We start from the raw sequence: 17,073 nt of genomic DNA, 5'->3' as shown, positions 1-17,073 counted from the left end.
GACCCGTCATTTGCCTGCCCCTGAAAATAAACAAACAAAATGGCACATAGCGCTTTCACATAAAGCGCAAGCAGCTATCATTTTTGAACAATCATGGCTGAAGCCCTCATAGCCCAATACGGCCCGGACGTGCCCCGCGCCATTGCCCACATGGTGGCGGCGGTTCACCCGCGCTTCTGTGTGGACGCCTTCTTGGCCGATGTGCTGGCGGGCTACGACGCCCTGGCCCTGATGCCGCGCGGGCGGCACATGGCGCGGGTCTTGCAACGGCACCTGCCGACCGACTATCCCGAGGCCCTGGCCATCCTGCTCGCATCGGCCAGCCAGCCCCACGGGCGGGACCCCAACCTGTCGCTGGGCTCGTTCCTGTACCTGCCGCACACGCTGTTTGTGGCCGAGTTTGGCCTGGGGCATTTCGAGGCGTCCATGCAGGCCCAGCACGCGCTCACGCAGCGCTTCTCGGCGGAGTTCAGCATCCGCCCCTTTTTGCAGCACCACACCCAGGCCACGCTGGAGCGCTTGGCCCACTGGACCCAAGACCCCAGCGAACACGTGCGCCGCCTGGTGTCCGAAGGCACGCGCCCCCGCCTGCCCTGGGCCCCGCGCCTGCCCGCCTTCCAGCGCGACCCCACACCCGTGCTGGCCCTGCTGGAGCGCTTGAAGGACGACCCCGCACTGTACGTGCGCCGCTCGGTGGCCAACAACCTCAACGACATTGGCAAAGACCACCCCGAGCTGCTGGCCCAGACCGCTCACACCTGGCTGCACCAGGCCCCGCCCGAACGGCGGTGGGTGGTGCAGCATGCCTTGCGCACAGCCCTCAAGCGCGGCGAGGCAGGAGCCCTGAACGCCCTGGGTTTTGGCGGCCCCGCCCAGGTGCAGGTGCACACCGCCACGGTGACCCCGGCAGTGGCCGCCATCGGTGGCACGGTGACCGTGGCCCTGGCGGTGGCCAACCCCACACCCCACCCCCAGCAGGTGCTGGTGGACTTTGCCGTGCACTACGTCAAGGCCAACGGCCAGACCCGGCCCAAGGTGTTCAAGCTCAAGGCGCTGACGCTGGCCACCCATGAAACGCAGCACCTCAGCAAGCGGCTGTCGCTGGCCGAAATGACCACCCGCAAACACCACCCCGGCCTGCACCGGGTGGAGGTGCTGCTGAACGGGCGTGCCCAGCCGCTGGGGGAGTTTGATCTGGTGGCCTCTGCCGATGGATGACCCCTCAGAGCACGCCCTTCTGCCATCATTCTCAGATTCAAAAAAGACCAAACCCCAGGGATGCCTCCATGTTTTTTGTCACCGTTCGCGCCCGCGCCTTGCTGCTGTTGATGAGCCTTGTGCTGGGTCTGACAGGCCCCACACACGCAGGGACACGCGCCGAAAACACCGAAGCCACCGATGCGGCATTTGCCGCCCTCCTGTCCATGCCGAACGGCAGTCCACGGCCCGGCGGCTGGTTGATCCCAGAAGACGCTGATCCGCCCCCCAAGAATGAAGCCGAGCTGATCGAGCGGCTGCGCCAACTCCAAAAGGACGGGGCCAACTTCAACGCCATGCGCCACCAAGGCACGCTGCTGGCCCATGCCCTGCGGGCGGGCATGGAGCGAACGGCCCTTTGGCTGCTGCGCAACGGGGCGGACCCGCTGAAAGTGTTGGCCCATCGCGAAACTGAAACCGCCCACAGCTTGGCCCGGCAATTCAAACGCACCGAAGTCGTTCAGGTGCTGGAAACACGCCATGGCTTCCAACCCCCGAAGCCCGCCCTCAAGCCACCGGCCCTCACCAAAGCCGCAGATCGACCCTCGGCGTTGCCGCCAGCCCCCTCCGCCGCGCCATCTCCGCCCCAACAAGCCCAGAGACTCTTTGACCAAGCCTTGGAGCCTTGGCTCTCGCCCAACGCCAAGCTGGTTCAAGACTGGCTGGCCCTGGCGGCCAGCCTCAGCCCGCAAGAGTTTGTGGCCGTGTTTGCCGATGGCAAACGCCTGCGGCAACTCCCCTACCTGTTGAAAGACGTGGACGGCGGGCTGGAAAACGCGCTGGCCCGCCTGCCACTGGCCTTGGTGCGCCAGCATGCACAAGCCTTGGCAAACACCTTGGACGAGGCATCCAAGGCCCAACTGGATCGCAACGACAAGCCTCGCTACAACGCTGCGGCGCAGAGCTGGCCCGCGCTGTGGCAGCGGGTGAACCAACCCCTGCGCTACGAATTGGGAACGCCGCCCCGAAAGGCCTTGGCCAGCCGCATCCCGCCCCAGCTGTGGCCCGGCTTGTTTGCCAGTGGCTACAACGACCACGATGCCGACGCCACCGACTGCCTGCTGAGCGCCGTGGACGCGGCTGAGTTCCAAGCACTGTGGCCCGATTTTCAGCGCCACTTCACCAACGCCCGCGAACGTGCCCCCACACTGGTGCTGCAGGCCTACCGCCTAGACGACAACTGGAATGCTTGCCGTTCTTCAGACCGAAACGCCACGGAAACGGCGGCCAAACTGGCGTTTTTGCGCCAACAGGGCGTCCTCAGTCCGGTGGCCGGTTTGCCCCCTTCAGACATTGAAGCCGTGAACCATTGGCCCAAGCCCCCACAAACGCCGCCCCGCTTGGTCCGCGTGCCCTTGAGCTGCCGCCTGGAATTCAATGACTTGTGGCTGAATGCCCTGCTTGAGGCCAGTGAACGGAATCAACCCATGGAAACCGTGCAAGCCGTGGATGTCCCTGGGCAACGCCACTGTGGGTTGGTGGTCAGTGGTGTAGCCATCGGCACGTATTACCCAACGGTCAGCGACGACTTTTTCTCGGGTCCAACCCGAGACGGCTCACTGAACTGCGCAGCCGTTGACCCTCGCGAAGACAGTGAACTGTGGCAGGAAGACCAAGGGCGGATCTTGCATGGCGGCATTGCAGCCAACAGCAGTGAACACCCGTTGACCGCCGTGTTGGACACTCAAACCCAACAGCGCTACCTGCTGACTGCGGGGCGCACAGGCTCCCCCTGCTCAACCTACGCCGTGCTGCCCAAAGCCTTGACATGGGATGCCAACCAGCGGGGCTTGCACCGCGTGGAAGGCCCCGAAGCCCGGTTGCTGAAGGACGTGTTGCTGCACCAGTGTGAAGAACGGCCTGCTGACAGAGAAGCATGGTGCGACGGCATCACCGACCTGCCCTCCGCAGAAGATGGCGAGCAAGCACAAGCAACCCCAAGCCAACTGGCCTCTCTGCTGGCCAGCCTGCGCCAAGGGGATAAGGTGTACATAGAGTCACTGGTGGAAACCTTGGGCACCGCCCGCCGTCAGGCCTACCAAACGGCGGTGGCCGCGCTGGACCATGCCGAGGTGCGCCGCCTGCTGGCCGCGGGCATTGCCCCCCGGTGGACCGCTACCGAAATTGAAAAGCTGGCCCAGGCGGACCTGCCATTGGCCGACAAACGCCGCCGCATTGCCGTGCTGTTTGCCAACGCCAACCAACTGGACAGAGTGGTGCACAGAGACCAGCACGGGGTGGTCACGTCTCTGATGAAGTGGTTGCCAGATCCCGACTGGGGCCCCGTATTGCGGGCGATGGAGCGTGACGCAGTCTTCTTTTGGCACGAGGGTGCGGCCACATACCTGCGTGGCGAGGCCGAGACCGCAAACCGCCCCCAATTGGCCTGCCGCATTGACCATGCCATGGGCTATTTGTGCGGCGGGGGCATCAAGTGGACTGACTATTGAAGGATTTTTACCCTCTAGCGCTTAATCCACCTGCAAAGCCTGCTCCAGTTTTTGCATCATGGCCTGCCGGTGTTCATCGCACACAAAACTGGCCTCGAAGCTGTTGCGGGCCAGTTGAGCCACGTCGGCTTCCGACAGGTTCAGGGCCTGGACCGTCTGGGCAAAGTTCTCGTTCAGGTAGCCGCCGAAGTAGGCCGGGTCGTCCGAGTTGACGGTGGCGCACAGCCCGGCGTCCAGCAGGCGCTTCATGGGGTGGTCTGCCAAGTCCTTCACCACACACAGCTTGAGGTTGGACAGCGGGCACACCGTCAGCGGCACGCGCTGGGCGGCCAGCCGGGCCACCAGGGCCGGGTCTTCCAGGCTGCGCACGCCGTGGTCGATGCGTTCGGCCTGCAGCACGTCCAGCGCCTGCCAGATGTAGTCGGGCGGGCCCTCTTCCCCCGCGTGGGCCACGATGCGCAGCCCCAGCTCGCGGCAGCGGGCGAACACGCGGGCAAATTTCTCGGGTGGGTGGCCCACCTCGCTGCTGTCCAGGCCCACGCCGATGAAGTGCTCGCGGAAGGGCAGTGCCGCGTCCAGCGTGGCCTGGGCGTCGGCCTCGCTGAGGTGGCGCAGGAAGCACAGAATCAAATGGCTGGTGAGGCCCCAGCGGGCGCGGGCCTCGTCGCAGGCGCGCTTCAGCCCGCCGATGACGGCGGCCATGGGCACGCCGCGGGCGGTGTGGGTCTGGGGATCAAAAAACAGCTCGGCGTGGATGACGTGGTCGGCATGTGCCCGCTCGAAGTAGGCCATGGCCATGTCGAAAAAGTCTGCCTCGTGCAGCAGCACGCTGGCCCCGGCGTAGTAGATGTCCAGAAAGCTTTGCAGGTCGGTGAAGGCGTAGGCCGCCCGCAGCGCTTCCACGCTGGGGTAGGCCAGCGCCACGCCGTTGCGCTGGGCCAGCGCAAAAATCAGCTCGGGCTCCAACGAACCTTCGATGTGGATGTGCAGCTCGGCCTTGGGGATGCGGCGGGCCAGGGCCACCGCCGCATGGGGGGTTGAGGAGGTCACGGCCAATCTTTCAGGGGAAAAAACAGAAGAAAACGCGCTCAGCAAATGCCGGTGCTCACGTCCAGGCGGGTGAGGAAGCGCCGGTACGCCGACGACACCCGGTCCGCCGGGCCATGCACCTCGCGCCATGCGCCCAGCCCGGTGATGGGCAGGCGACGCGGGGTTTGCGATTCCACGATGGGTTTGTCCTGCAAGAACACGGTGTCCTGGAAGGCGCGCAGTTCAGCGTCGGTGCTGGGGTCGCCCCGGGTGGACATCAAGAACCAGGCGCGGCAGCTTTCGTGCGCCTCGGGTTGGATGAACAGCCCGATGGCGTTGGACGGCCCGCCCTCGGTGTCCGCCTCCTTGCACAGGGTGGCGGCATAGGGTGCGGGCACGCTGTAGCGGTAGCGCACGGGGCAGCCTTCGGCGGCGTCGGCATAGCCGTGGGGTTGCCAGGCCAGGGCCTCGTGCACCAACACGCCGCTGGCCAGTTGGTTCTCGTCCTTCAGCTCCTGCACCTGACCGGAATCCACCTTCGCATGCTCTGCGTCGCCCAGGTAGCCGCGGTGCACAAAACCGAAGTGGCTCATGTCCAAAAAGTTCTCGACCAGTCGGGGGGCACTGGTGGCCACCGTGTACGGGCCGCACCACACGTTGCGCCAACCGGGCTGGTCGGCCTCGGGCAGGCGATGGGGTTCGCGCAGGGTGTCGGGCACGGTGTCGTCGGGGGCTTTCAAGCGCACCCACACCAGGCCCTGCTGCTGGGTCACCTCGCACACGGTGGTGGCGTGGGTGGCGGGGGGCTGCCAGTCGGGCTGAGCCGGCACGTGTTCACAACGCCCGGTGGAACCGAACGCCCAGCCGTGGTAGGGGCAGGCCAGCCGGAAGCGCCCGTCCGGCCCCTTGACCACCTCGCCCATGGACAGCTTGGCCCCGCGGTGCGGGCAGTGGTCGTGCCAGACGTGGATAGAGCCCTCCCCGTCAGGATGGCCCTCGCCACCGCCCTCGCGCCACACCACCAGGGGCTGGTTGAGCAAGGTCACGGCCTGGGGTTGGTGGCTCACGTCGGCAGCCAACGCCACCGGGTGCCACAGCATGTGTTCCATGGTGGAGCTCCTCTTGTCTTCTCGGGGCAGGCAGCATATCGCCGATGCCAAACAAACAGGCCGCCCGTTCGCACAACGAACGGGCGGCCTGATCCAGATCAAGCCCCACAGGGGAGCTTGTGCAGCCTCAGCCAGGCATCAGCCGCCGGGCACCTTGCCTTCCACGCCCTTGACGTAGAACTTGATGCCGCCCAGGAAGGCGTCGTCAGCCACTTCGTCTTTCTTCAGCACTTCCTTGCCGTCCTGGCCCTTGATGGGGCCCTTCCAGATGGCAAAGCTGCCGTCCTTCAGACCGGCCTTGATGGTGTCGATCTTGGCCTTGGTCTCGGCGGGCACGTCTTCGGCGATGGAGACGAGGTCGATCGCACCTTCCTTCACACCCCACCACACGCTGCCGGTGGACCAGGTGCCGTTGAGGGCGTCACCCACGGCCTTCACGTAGTACGGGCCCCAGTTGATGACGGACGAGGCCAGGTGGGCCTTGGGGTCGTAGGCGGACATGTCGCTGTCCCAGCCGAAGGCGCGCTTGCCCAGCTTGCCAGCGGTTTGCAGCACAGCGGACGAGTCGGTGTTCTGGAACAGGATGTCGGCCCCGCCGTTGATCAGCGAGGTGGCGGCCTCGGTTTCCTTGGGCGGGTTGAACCACTCGCCCACCCACACCACCTTGGTCTTGACCTTGGGGTTGACCGACTGCGCACCCAGCGTGAAGCTGTTGATGTTGCGGATCACCTCGGGGATGGCGATGGAGCCCACCACGCCCAGGGTGTTGCTCTTGGTCATGGAACCGGCGATCACGCCCGCCATGTACGCGCCTTCGTAGGTGCGGCTGTCGTAGGTGCGCATGTTGGGCGCAGTCTTGTAGCCAGTGGCGTGCTCGAACTTGACCTCGGCGTTGTCGGCCGCGACCTTGAGCATGGGCTCCATGTAACCAAAGGTGGTGCCGAAGACGACCTTGTTGCCCTGGGCGGCCATGTCACGCAACACGCGCTCGGCATCGGCGCTCTCGGGCACGCTTTCGACGAAGCTGGTTTTCACCTTGTCGCCGAACTCCTTCTCGACGGCCTTGCGTCCGTTGTCATGGGCAAAGGTCCAGCCGCCGTCGCCCACGGGGCCCACGTAGGCAAACGCCACCTTCAGAGGCTCGGGTGCGGGGGCCGGAGCGGGGGCCGCCGCAGCAGGTGCTGGCGCCGGAGCCGGTGCGGGCTCTTCCTTCTTGCCGCAGCCGATCAGGGCGGCAGAGGCCAGCGCGGACAGCGCGGCAACCTTCAACAACGAACGCTTCTGGACATCGGTCATGGAAAAAACTCCTCTAACGAACCACACAAAAAGAGAACGATCGGACGATTATGAACCCGGGTAAAACGGCTTGCCGATGCTGCTGGGCATGTTCACCCGAATCCAGGTGGGATTGCGGGAAATCAACGCCAGCACCACCACCGTGGCCAGGTAGGGCATCATGGTCAGGACTTGGCTGGGCACGTTGACGCCCGCGCCTTGCAGGTGAAACTGCAGCATGGTCACCCCGCCGAACAGGTAGGCACCCAGCAAGACCCGTGCCGGGCGCCAGGTGGCAAAGGTGGTGAGGGCCAGCGCAATCCAGCCCTTGCCCGCCACCATGCCCTCCACCCACAGCGGGGTGTACACGGTGGAGATGTAGGCCCCGGCCAGCCCGCACAACGCCCCCCCAGCCACCACGGCGGCCAGGCGGATTCGGCGCACCGGGTAGCCCAGGGCATGGGCCGACTCGGGGCTTTCGCCCACGCTGCGCAGCACCAGCCCCGTGCGGGTGCGGTACAGAAACCAGATGAGCCAGGCCGTGAACAACATGGTCAGGTACACCATGGGGTGGTGGCGGAACAGCGCAGGCCCCACCAGCGGAATGTCGCCCAGCACCGGGATGGCCCAGCTGCCCCCGGCCTGCTCGGGCAGGCGGGCCTGCACATAGCTGGTGCCGGCAAAGGCCGAAAAGCCCCCGCCAAACAGCGACAGCGCCAGCCCGGTGGCGTATTGGTTGGTGTTGAGCCAGATGACCAGCCCGCCGAAGATGGCCGCCAGAACAGCCCCCGCGGCCATGCCCGCGGCAAACCCGGCCAGCGTGCTGCCGGTGTGCACCACCGCAGCAAAACCCGCCAGGGCGGCGCAGAGCATCATGCCCTCGGCCCCCAGGTTGACGATGCCCACCTTCTCGTTGATGAGCAGGCCCAGCGAGGCCATGGCCAGCACGGTCCCGGCGTTGAGGGTGGAAGCGATCAGCAGTGCGTAAGCGTCCATGGGTGGGTCTCCGAGGTCATTTCACCCATTTCAGGCGGTAGGCAATCAGCGTGTCGCAGGCCAGCAGCGAAAACAGCAGCAGGCCCTGGAACACGCCGGTGATGGATTTGGGCAGGCCCAGGCGCGACTGCGCCAGCTCACCGCCGATGTAGAACATGCTCATCAGGATGGCCGAAAACACCATGCCCACCGGGTGCAGCCGCCCCACAAACGCCACGATGATGGCCGCAAACCCGTAGCCCGCAGGCACATAGGGCGTGAGCTGCCCGATGGGCCCCGCCACCTCCAGCGCACCGGCCAGCCCGGCTGCGCCACCGCTGGTGAGCAGCGCAATCCACAGCGCCTTGCGCGACGAGAAGCCCGCGTACAGCGCCGCCGCCGGGGCCAGGCCACCCACCTGCTGGGCAAACCCGGCATAGGTGCGGAACAGGAACACCCACAACGCCGCCACCCCGGCCAACGCCAGCAGCAGGCCGATGGACACCCGCGAGCCCGGGATGAGCCGCGGAATCTGGGTGATGGCGTCAAAGGTCTTGGTCTGCGGGAAGTTGAACCCCATGGGGTCTTTCCACGGGCCGTAGACCATGTAGTTGAGCAGCTGGATGGCCACGTACACCAGCATCAGGCTGACCAAAATTTCGTTGGCGTGGAAACGGTCACGCAGCCAGGCGGTGATGGCCGCCCAGGCCATGCCCCCCAGGATGCCCGCCAGCACAATGGCCACCACGATCCAGCGGCTGCCCCCTGGCTCGGCCAGCAGGGCCACGCCCCCGGCGGCCATGGCCCCCACCACAAACTGCCCCTCGGCCCCGATGTTCCACACGTTGGAGCGGAAACACACCGCCAGCCCCAGCGCAATGACCAGCAACGGCGTGGCCTTGACAGTCAGCTCGGCCAGCGCGTAGCCGCTTTTGATGGGCTCCCAGAAAAACACCTGCAGGCCCCGCACCGGGTCCTTGCCCAGCGCCACGAACAGCGCCACACCAATCAGCACCGTGATGGCCAGCGCCAGAACGGGCGACGAATAACTCCAGGCCTTGGACGGCTGAGGCCGGGCTTCAAGCTTGAGCATGGGCCACCTCCTTCACGTTGGTGGCGGCATCCCCGTCCCACAGGCCGGACATCCACTCGCCAATGCGTTCCACCGTGGCCTCGGCGCGGCTGAGGCTGGGCGACAGCCGGCCCTTGGCCATGACGTGCAAGCGATCGGAGATTTCGAACAGCTCGTCCAGCTCTTCGCTGACCACCAGCACCGCGCAACCGGCGTCGCGCAGCGCCAGGATTTCGCCGCGGATCTGCGCCGCCGCGCCCACGTCCACCCCCCAGGTGGGTTGGCTGACGATGAGCAGCGCGGGTTTGGCCTCGATCTCTCGGCCCACGATGAACTTCTGCAAATTGCCCCCCGACAACGACTTGGCGGCCGCATCCGGCCCCGCCGTCTTGACCTTGTAACGCTGGATGATGTCCTCGGCCTGCGCCCGCAGGGTCTTGAGGTGGAGCCAACCCGTGGCGGGCGACACCGCCTCGCGCCGCGTCAGCAGCAGGTTGTGCGCCAGGCCCAGCAAGGGCACGGCACCGCGGCCCAGCCGTTCTTCGGGCACAAAGTGCAGCCCCAGCTTGCGCCGGTGGGCCGGGCTCATGCCGCTGATGTCGTGCGCCTTGCCGCGCACGTTGGATGGCACCCAGGCCGGGGCATTCATGCCCACGTGCAGGGTGATGGTGTCGGAGGGGGCCCGCGGGTCTTCACCCGACAGCGCCCGCAGCAGCTCGCCCTGGCCGTTGCCGGACACCCCGGCCACGCCCACCACCTCGCCCGCCTTCACGTCAAAGCCGATGGCGTCCAGGTCGGTGCCGAACGGGTCGGACCGCTTCAAGCTGAGGCGCTGCACCTTCAGCACCACCTCGCCCGGGGCTTGCTCGCGCAGTGTGAGCGCCGGGGGCTCGGCCCCGATCATCAAACGGCTGAGCGAGGCGTTGCTTTCTTCCTGCGGGTTGCACACGCCAGTGACCTGACCGCCACGCAGCACCGTGCAGGCGGTGCACAGCTCGCGGATTTCGTGCAGCTTGTGGCTGATGTAGAGGATGCTGCAGCCTTCCGACGCCAGCTTTTTCAGCACCACAAACAGCTTTTCCACGGCCTGCGGCGTCAGCACCGAGGTGGGTTCGTCCAGGATCAGCAGTTGCGGGTGCGTCAGCAGCGCCCGGATGATTTCCACCCGCTGCATCTCGCCCACGCTCAGGGTGTGCACCGGGCGCTCGGGGTCGATGTCCAGGCCGTAGGCGGTGGCGGTCTCGCGGATCTGGCGCGTCACCTCGGCCAGCGGCAGGCTCTTGGACAGGCCCAACCACACGTTTTCGGCCACGGTGAGCACCTCGAACAGGCTGAAGTGCTGGAACACCATGCTGATGCCCAGCGCCCGCGCCTCCTGCGGGTTGCGGATGTGCACGGGCTGGCCGTTGAACAGCACCTCGCCCTCGTCGGGCTTGACCGAGCCGTAGATGATTTTCATCAGCGTGGACTTGCCCGCACCGTTTTCGCCCAGCACCGCATGCACCTCGCCCGGCTGCACCGTCAGCGACACGTTGCTGTTGGCCACCACGCCGGGGTAGCGCTTGGTGATGCCGCGCAAGGCCAGGCGCGGCGGGGGCGTCAACGCGGCGGCCTGCGGGGCCGATGGCGTGGGGGGTGGATGGTCAGGCTGCATTGCTTCTTTTTGGATTGAAAAGTGGCTCTACCGCTTTTTGGTCTTGCACATCAAGCTATCAAAATGAATGTATCACGGTGTTTTGCGCAAGGCCGCAGCCACCGACTTGATCTGCTCCCGCAACCACCGCCCTGCACTGGACTGGTGCGTTCTGGGGTGCCACAGCTGGTAGTACATCATGCGGGGAAAGGCCACGGGCGGCTCGACGATGGCCACCGGCAGCTCGGACACAAAACGCTCGCAATACTGCCGTCCGGTGGTCAGCACCAACAGGCTAGCAGCGACCATGCCAGGAATCAGGCCGAAGTGAGCGCAGCGCGTGCTGATGCGCCGCGCCAGCCCCTGCTCGGCCAGGTGGTCGTCGATCACGCCGCGAGCGCCGGGGTGGGTGGGCATGGGGGCCACGTGCTCGGCGTCCAGCCAGTCTTGCACGCTGGCCCAGCCGCGGCGCGCCGCCGGGTGGTGCTGGCCGATGAGGCACACCACCTCGTCGCCAAACAGCCGCCCCAGGTGCAAATCCTGCGGGGGCTTGGGCCAGTTGCCCACCACCACATCCACCTCGCCCTGGGCCAGTTGGTGCCGGTAGTCGGCCTTGCCGCTGAGGGAGTGGATTTCAATGGGGCACAGCGGTGCCAGCTGCTTGACCCGCGCCACCAGCTGCGGCAGGAACAGCGGGTCCAGGTAGTCGCTGGCGGCGATGGAAAAGGTGTGCTCCGAGGTGGCGGGGTCAAACCCGCGGGCGTCGGAAAACAGCGTCTCGGCACTGCGCAGGATGTGCGCTGCGGGCTCCAGCATGCGCAAGCCCGCCTCGGTGGGCACCATCAGGCTGCCCGAACGCACCAGCAACGGGTCGCCCGACAGCTCGCGCAGCCGCTTCAATGCGCTGCTGACCGCCGGCTGGTACATGCCCAGGCGGACGGCGGCACGGGACACACTGCGTTCAGACAGCACGGTATGCAACACCTTGATGAGATGGAGGTCGATCTTGTCGAAAAGCGGCTGCGGTTTCATACCCATGGAACCATGCGGTCAATATGACAAGCAGTATGCCCCGTGCATGGCAATTGCTTACCCTGATGAACATGGACGCCCCCGACCGCACCCCCGCCCCCGCTGCCCCGCCCCCGCTGACCCTGCTGCGCCGCGGCCAGCCGGTGACCCTGCACGCCGTGCCGCCCCACCGCACCCTGCTGCAGGTGCTGCGCGAAGACCTGCACCTGAGCGGCACCAAGGAGGGCTGCCGCTCGGGCGACTGCGGGGCCTGCACCGTGGTGCTGGAAGAACCCGACGGCCAGGGCGGCACCCGCACCCGGGCGGTGAACAGCTGCATCCACCTCGCCCACGCGGCCCAGGGCCGCACCGTGTGGACGGTGGAAGACCTGGCCACCCCCCACGGCCACCTGCACCCCGTGCAGCAGGCCCTGGTGGACAGCCACGCCAGCCAGTGCGGCTTTTGCACCCCCGGCTTTGCCATGAGCCTGTACGCCCTGTACCGCCAGCGCACCGACGCCGCCCTGGCCAGCGGCCAGCCGCCACAACCCATCACCCGCGACGACGCGCTGCACGCCCTCTCGGGCAACCTGTGCCGCTGCACGGGCTACCGACCCATCCTGGACGCGGCCCAGGCCATGCTGAACCTGCCACTATCAAAACATGAGCTGCCTTCGCTTTCAGAAAAAGCGCCAGAGCCTGTTTTTTCTTGCAACCCTGCGGATGCCTGCTACCACGCCCCCACCACCCTCAGCGCCCTGCTGCAGGCCCGAGCCACCCACCCCCAAGCCCAGCTGGTGGCCGGGTGCACCGACGTGGGCCTGTGGGTCACCAAAGGCTTCCAGACCCCCAGCCGCGTGCTGGACCTGACCCGCGTGGCCGAGCTGGGCACCGTCACCGAACACGCCGGGCAGCTGGTGATTGGCGCGGCGGTGCGCCTGACCGATGCGTTCGACGCCCTGGTGGCCCGCTGGCCCGCGCTGGCGGGCTGGGCCGCGCGGTTTGCCGGCATGCCCGTGCGCAACGCGGGCACGCTGGGCGGCAACGTGGCCAACGGCTCGCCCATTGGCGACAGCATGCCCGTGCTGCTGGCCCTGGGCGCCCGCGTGCGGCTGGCGCACTGGAACGACGGCATCCACACCCGCGAACTGCCGCTGGAGCAGCTCTACACCGGCTACCGCCAGAACGTGATGACCCCCACCGAGGTGCTGACCCACATCGTGCTGCCCCTGCCCAGTGTCACCAGCCTGCCCAGCGTCGTCCCCAGCTTGCCCGCGGTGCAACCCAGCCAGGCCCCGGCCCACACCCCCACCAGCGGGCAGTGGCTGCGGGCCTACAAGGTCAGCAAACGGTATGAGGACGACATTTCCGCCGTCTGCCTGGGGCTCCACCTCAGCCTTCACCAAGGCATGGTGCAGGCCGCCCGCATCGGTGTGGGCGGCGTGGCCGCCACCCCGGTGCGCGCCGTGAAGACCGAGGCCGCGCTGACCGGCCAAGCCTGGACCGCCGACACCGCCGCCCGTGCGGGCGAGGTGCTGGCCGCCGAGTTCAACCCCATCAGCGACATGCGCGCCAGCGCCCACTACCGCCGCGAGGTGCTGGCCGGGCTGCTGCAACGCGCCTGGGCCGAAAGCCAATCCACCGCGCCCCTCAACCTGGAGCACACCGACCTGGCGGCCCTCACCGCGCTCACCCCCCTGCCCACCCCGGGAGCCGCCGCATGAACGCCGCCCACACCGTGAACCCCACCGCTCCGCACACCGCCGTGGGCCGCAGCCACCCGCATGAAAGCGCGGTGGCCCAGGTCTGCGGCCAGGCCCGCTACATCGACGACCTGCCCGAGCTGCAAGGTACGCTGCACGCCGCCCCCGTGCTCTCGCCCGTGGCCCATGGCCGCCTGAACGGGCTGGACACCCGTGCCGCGCTGGCGCTGCCCGGCGTGGTGGCCGTGGTCACCGCGGAGCACATCCCCGGCGACCCCATCCTGGCCGCCTTTGCCCACGACGAGCCCGTGCTGGCCCGCGACACCGTGCAGCACGTGGGCCAGGTCATGGCGCTGGTGGTGGCCACCACCGTGGACACCGCCCGCCGCGCCGCCCGGCTGGTGCAGGCCGACATCACCCCCCTGCCCGCCGTGCTGCACGCCCGCGAGGCCCACGCGCAAGCCCAGTACGTGCTGCCCACGGTGCACGTGGCCCGGGGCGATGCCCACGCCGCCCTGGCCCGTGCGCCCCACACCCTCAGCGGCCAGTTCGAGGTGGGCGGGCAGGAGCACTTCTACCTGGAAGGGCAGATTGCCTACGCCATCCCGCAGGAGCAGCGCCAGTGGCTGGTGCACAGCAGCACCCAGCACCCCGGCGAGGTGCAGCATTGGGTGGCCCACGCGCTGGGGCTGGACCTGCACGGCGTGCGCGTGGAAACCCGCCGCCTGGGCGGGGGGTTTGGCGGCAAGGAAACCCAGAGCGGCCACCTGGCCGTGTGGGCCGCACTGGCCGCCCACCACACCGGCCACCCGGTGAAGATGCGGCTGGACCGGGACGACGACTTCCTCATCACCGGCAAGCGCCACCCCTTCAGCATCGACTACACCGTGGGTTTTGACGACCAGGGCCGCCTGTGCGGGCTGAAGGTGGTGCAGTACGCACACTGCGGCTTTTCAGCCGACCTGTCCGGCCCCGTGGCCGACCGGGCCGTGTTCCACACCGACAACGCCTACTTCCTGGCCGATGTGGACATCACCAGCCACCGCTGCAAAACCCACACCCAAAGCCACACCGCCTACCGCGGGTTTGGTGGGCCGCAGGGCGTGATTGCCATCGAAACCATCCTGGGCGACATCGCCCGCCACCTGGGCCTGGATGCGCTGGCCGTGCGGCAGGCCAACTTCTACGGCGAATCGCCCGCCCCGGGCGAAGCGGCCAGCGTGGCCGGGCGCAACATCACCCACTACCAGATGGCGGTGGAAGACAACATCATTTCGCCCCTTGTCGCTTCACTGGAAAGCACAAGCTGCTATCAAAAACGCAGAAAAGACATTGCAGACTGGAACGCGCAAAGCCCGGTCATCCAGCGCGGCTTGGCCCTCACACCGGTGAAGTTCGGCATCAGCTTCACCGCCACCCTGTTCAACCAGGCCGGGGCCTTGGTGCATGTGTACACCGACGGCAGCGTGCGCATCAACCACGGTGGCACCGAAATGGGCCAGGGCCTGCACACCAAGGTGGCGCAGGTGGTGGCCGACGAACTGGGCCTGCCCCTGCACCGGGTGCAGGTGAGCGCCAGCGACACCGCCCTGGTGCCCAACGCCAGCGCCACCGCCGCCAGCAGCGGCACGGACCTGAATGGCCGCGCCGCCCAGTACGCCGCCCGCAACGTGCGCACCGACCTGGCCGCCTTTGTGGCCGGGCTGGACGGCTGCGGCGCAGGCGAGGTGCGTTTTGCCTGCGAGCCCTTTGCCCCGGGCGAAACACCGCAGGGTGTGGTCACCAGCCCCAAGCGCCGCCACCGCTTCAACGACGTGGTGCAGGCGGCCTACGCCAACCGCATCCAGCTGTGGAGCGACGGCTTCTACCGCACGCCCAAGATCCACTACGACAAGACCACCCTCAGCGGCCGCCCGTTTTATTACTTTGCCTATGGCGCGGCCTGCACCGAGGTGGCCATCGACACCCTCACCGGCGAGAGCCGGGTGCTGGCCGTGGACATCCTGCACGACGTGGGCCACAGCATCAACCCGGCGCTGGACATCGGGCAGATCGAAGGCGGCTTTGTGCAGGGCATGGGCTGGCTCACCACCGAGGAACTGGTGTGGGAGCGCCCTGACGCCGCCCGCAACCCCGGTGCGCTGCTGACCCGCGCCCCCAGCACCTACAAAATTCCGGCGGCGGGCGACGTGCCCGCGCACTTCCATGTGGCGCTGTGGCCCGAGGCCAACCGCGAAGACAACGTGGCTGGCAGCAAGGCCGTGGGCGAGCCGCCCTTCATGCTGGGCATCAGCGTGTGGGAGGCGCTGCGCGACGCCGTGGCCCAGGCCCGGGTGAAGGCCGGGCGCAGCCCGGTGCTCACGCTGGACGCCCCGGCCACGCCCGAGCGGGTGCTGCGGGCGCTGCGGGCCTGAACACCGCCGGGGGTCACGCCATCAACAACGCCACCATCTGCCCCGAATACCGCCTGAGGGCTTCGCTCTCATCGTGGGAGTGGCAGGACTCGGCCCAGAGGCGGCGCATGGTCTGGTGGTCTTGTTCGGCCTGGGCCATGTCGCAGACCCAGACCAGGTGGGCCTGGTCGGCGGGCCAGGGATTGTGCTGCTGCGCAAGCGCCAGCAGTTCATCCAGCCAGTTGCGGGCACTCATCCACTGTGCCTTGCAAGGGTTGAAGAGGTGGGCCGCCAAACCGTCCCGACACGCCAGGAAGCGGCTCACCCGCTGGTCGGTGGCGCTGGCCGCGGAATCTGCTCCCAGCGTCAACTCCCCCTTCAGGGCCAATGCCGCCACGGCACGGGTGAAGGTGGCCAACGCCACGGCTTTGTGGACCGACAACGGCGTGTCAAACACCCGCACTTCCACGGTGCCGAACTCGGGCTTGGGGCGCACGTCCCAATAGATGTCTTTCAGGCTGTGGGCAATGCCCGTGTTGAAGAACTCGCCCACCACCATTTCCAGGTGAGCCCAATCGTTCAAGCGCGGCATGGGTCCCCCGTGGGGATAGACCAGCGGTTCCAGCGGGCGGGCGGCGGCAAAACCGGTGTCGCTCAACTGCAGGAATGGCGAGGCCGCCGACAGCGCAATGAACAATGGCACCACGCCCTGCAACACATTGGCCACACGGATGGCCGACGCCGCATCGGGCATGCCCACGTGCACATGCATGCCGTAGGTGGAAAAACGTTTGGGCAGAAACCCGAATCGCTGCGCCAGCTCTGCGGCCCGGGCGGAAGGGGCTGTGACCCGCTCGTTCCAGAACTGGGAGATTTGCGATCCGCCGCCCCGAATCTGTCTGGACAGTTGGGCCGCCGCCGTCTGGGTTTTTGACACGAGTTGTGAAAGCTCCTCGGCCATGCGGTCTGCCCCGTGGTGGATGGACGAGTTGATCTCGATGGTGGCCAGCGTGGCCTCCATGGCGTAGTGCCCCTGGCCACCGCCCTCCGTGAGGGCCTGCCAGAGCGAATGGGCAGAAGGAGACAGACGCCCCGTGTCCGGGTCCACGATCTGAAGTTCCAGTTCCACCCCGAAGGTCAAGGGTTCGGACGGTTTGAAATGCATG

General features: G+C 67.2%; 12 protein-coding genes. 4 read left to right on the top strand and 8 right to left on the bottom strand.

Annotation, left to right across the window (positions count from 1 at the left end; genetic code table 11):
* The first annotated feature begins 93 nt into the window (after positions 1-93).
* Both ACYVB7_RS12305 and ACYVB7_RS12300 read left to right on the top strand, forming a co-directional pair.
* Positions 94-1,218: a DNA alkylation repair protein gene (locus ACYVB7_RS12305; RefSeq protein WP_460508008.1), complete on the top strand. Its 1,125-nt coding sequence runs from the start codon at positions 94-96 to the stop codon at positions 1,216-1,218.
* Positions 1,219-1,286: 68 nt separating this feature from the next.
* Positions 1,287-3,707, top strand: a complete 2,421-nt coding sequence (locus tag ACYVB7_RS12300; RefSeq protein WP_460508005.1) for a hypothetical protein — start codon at positions 1,287-1,289, stop codon at positions 3,705-3,707.
* A 21-nt stretch (positions 3,708-3,728) separates the two neighbouring features.
* Here ACYVB7_RS12300 and ACYVB7_RS12295 read toward each other — a convergent pair whose 3' ends face one another.
* The 7 genes from ACYVB7_RS12295 to ACYVB7_RS12265 all read right to left on the bottom strand — a co-directional run bounded on the left by ACYVB7_RS12295 (position 3,729) and on the right by ACYVB7_RS12265 (position 11,832).
* Positions 3,729-4,757 (bottom strand): adenosine deaminase family protein, encoded by a 1,029-nt coding sequence (locus ACYVB7_RS12295; protein WP_460508002.1) that lies wholly within the window; start codon positions 4,755-4,757, stop codon positions 3,729-3,731.
* A 38-nt stretch (positions 4,758-4,795) separates the two neighbouring features.
* A complete protein-coding gene (locus tag ACYVB7_RS12290; protein WP_460508000.1) occupies positions 4,796-5,845 on the bottom strand; it encodes a Rieske 2Fe-2S domain-containing protein in 1,050 nt (349 codons plus the stop codon).
* Between the two features lie 138 nt (positions 5,846-5,983).
* Positions 5,984-7,141 carry a BMP family ABC transporter substrate-binding protein gene (locus ACYVB7_RS12285; protein ID WP_460507997.1) on the bottom strand — a complete coding sequence of 386 codons (1,158 nt, stop codon included), beginning with the start codon at positions 7,139-7,141 and terminating at the stop codon, positions 5,984-5,986.
* 48 nt (positions 7,142-7,189) lie between these two features.
* Positions 7,190-8,116 (bottom strand): ABC transporter permease, encoded by a 927-nt coding sequence (locus tag ACYVB7_RS12280; protein WP_460507994.1) that lies wholly within the window; start codon positions 8,114-8,116, stop codon positions 7,190-7,192.
* A gap of 16 nt (positions 8,117-8,132) precedes the next feature.
* Positions 8,133-9,188, bottom strand: coding sequence for an ABC transporter permease (locus ACYVB7_RS12275; RefSeq protein WP_460507992.1), 1,056 nt, complete (start codon positions 9,186-9,188; stop codon positions 8,133-8,135).
* The gene (locus ACYVB7_RS12270; RefSeq protein WP_460507989.1) at positions 9,175-10,821 is read right to left on the bottom strand and encodes an ABC transporter ATP-binding protein; all 1,647 of its coding nucleotides are present in this window, start codon (positions 10,819-10,821) and stop codon (positions 9,175-9,177) included. The genes ACYVB7_RS12275 and ACYVB7_RS12270 overlap by 14 nt, the downstream gene beginning before the upstream one ends.
* Positions 10,822-10,893: 72 nt before the next feature.
* Positions 10,894-11,832 carry a LysR family transcriptional regulator gene (locus tag ACYVB7_RS12265; RefSeq protein ID WP_460508348.1) on the bottom strand — a complete coding sequence of 313 codons (939 nt, stop codon included), beginning with the start codon at positions 11,830-11,832 and terminating at the stop codon, positions 10,894-10,896.
* Positions 11,833-11,903: 71 nt separating this feature from the next.
* Here ACYVB7_RS12265 and ACYVB7_RS12260 point away from each other — a divergent pair, with 71 nt between their 5' ends.
* Positions 11,904-13,535, top strand: a complete 1,632-nt coding sequence (locus ACYVB7_RS12260; protein WP_460507986.1) for a xanthine dehydrogenase small subunit — start codon at positions 11,904-11,906, stop codon at positions 13,533-13,535.
* The gene (gene xdhB, locus ACYVB7_RS12255; protein WP_460507984.1) at positions 13,532-15,928 is read left to right on the top strand and encodes a xanthine dehydrogenase molybdopterin binding subunit; all 2,397 of its coding nucleotides are present in this window, start codon (positions 13,532-13,534) and stop codon (positions 15,926-15,928) included. The genes ACYVB7_RS12260 and xdhB overlap by 4 nt, the downstream gene beginning before the upstream one ends.
* Before the next feature lie 13 nt (positions 15,929-15,941).
* On the opposite strand, the gene ACYVB7_RS12250 is transcribed toward xdhB, so the two are convergent.
* Positions 15,942-17,072 carry a glutamate--cysteine ligase family protein gene (locus ACYVB7_RS12250; RefSeq protein WP_460507982.1) on the bottom strand — a complete coding sequence of 377 codons (1,131 nt, stop codon included), beginning with the start codon at positions 17,070-17,072 and terminating at the stop codon, positions 15,942-15,944.
* Position 17,073 lies beyond the last annotated feature (1 nt).

This window comes from Hydrogenophaga soli, assembly GCF_054777695.1.
Note: the sequence above shows the minus strand (reverse complement) of the source record. Positions and strands in the feature narration are given on the sequence as shown.

Excerpts from the sequence above, each read along its gene's own strand:
- ACYVB7_RS12270 (WP_460507989.1), bottom strand. The coding sequence starts at position 10,821 with ATGCAGCCTGACCATCCACCCCCCACGCCATCGGCCCCGCAGGCCGCC.
- xdhB (WP_460507984.1), top strand. The coding sequence starts at position 13,532 with ATGAACGCCGCCCACACCGTGAACCCCACCGCTCCGCACACCGCCGTG.
- ACYVB7_RS12260 (WP_460507986.1), top strand. The coding sequence starts at position 11,904 with ATGGACGCCCCCGACCGCACCCCCGCCCCCGCTGCCCCGCCCCCGCTG.
- ACYVB7_RS12290 (WP_460508000.1), bottom strand. The coding sequence starts at position 5,845 with ATGGAACACATGCTGTGGCACCCGGTGGCGTTGGCTGCCGACGTGAGC.
- ACYVB7_RS12280 (WP_460507994.1), bottom strand. The coding sequence starts at position 8,116 with ATGGACGCTTACGCACTGCTGATCGCTTCCACCCTCAACGCCGGGACC.
- ACYVB7_RS12285 (WP_460507997.1), bottom strand. The coding sequence starts at position 7,141 with ATGACCGATGTCCAGAAGCGTTCGTTGTTGAAGGTTGCCGCGCTGTCC.
- ACYVB7_RS12265 (WP_460508348.1), bottom strand. The coding sequence starts at position 11,832 with ATGAAACCGCAGCCGCTTTTCGACAAGATCGACCTCCATCTCATCAAG.
- ACYVB7_RS12300 (WP_460508005.1), top strand. The coding sequence starts at position 1,287 with ATGTTTTTTGTCACCGTTCGCGCCCGCGCCTTGCTGCTGTTGATGAGC.
- ACYVB7_RS12275 (WP_460507992.1), bottom strand. The coding sequence starts at position 9,188 with ATGCTCAAGCTTGAAGCCCGGCCTCAGCCGTCCAAGGCCTGGAGTTAT.
- ACYVB7_RS12250 (WP_460507982.1), bottom strand. The coding sequence starts at position 17,072 with ATGCATTTCAAACCGTCCGAACCCTTGACCTTCGGGGTGGAACTGGAA.
- ACYVB7_RS12305 (WP_460508008.1), top strand. The coding sequence starts at position 94 with ATGGCTGAAGCCCTCATAGCCCAATACGGCCCGGACGTGCCCCGCGCC.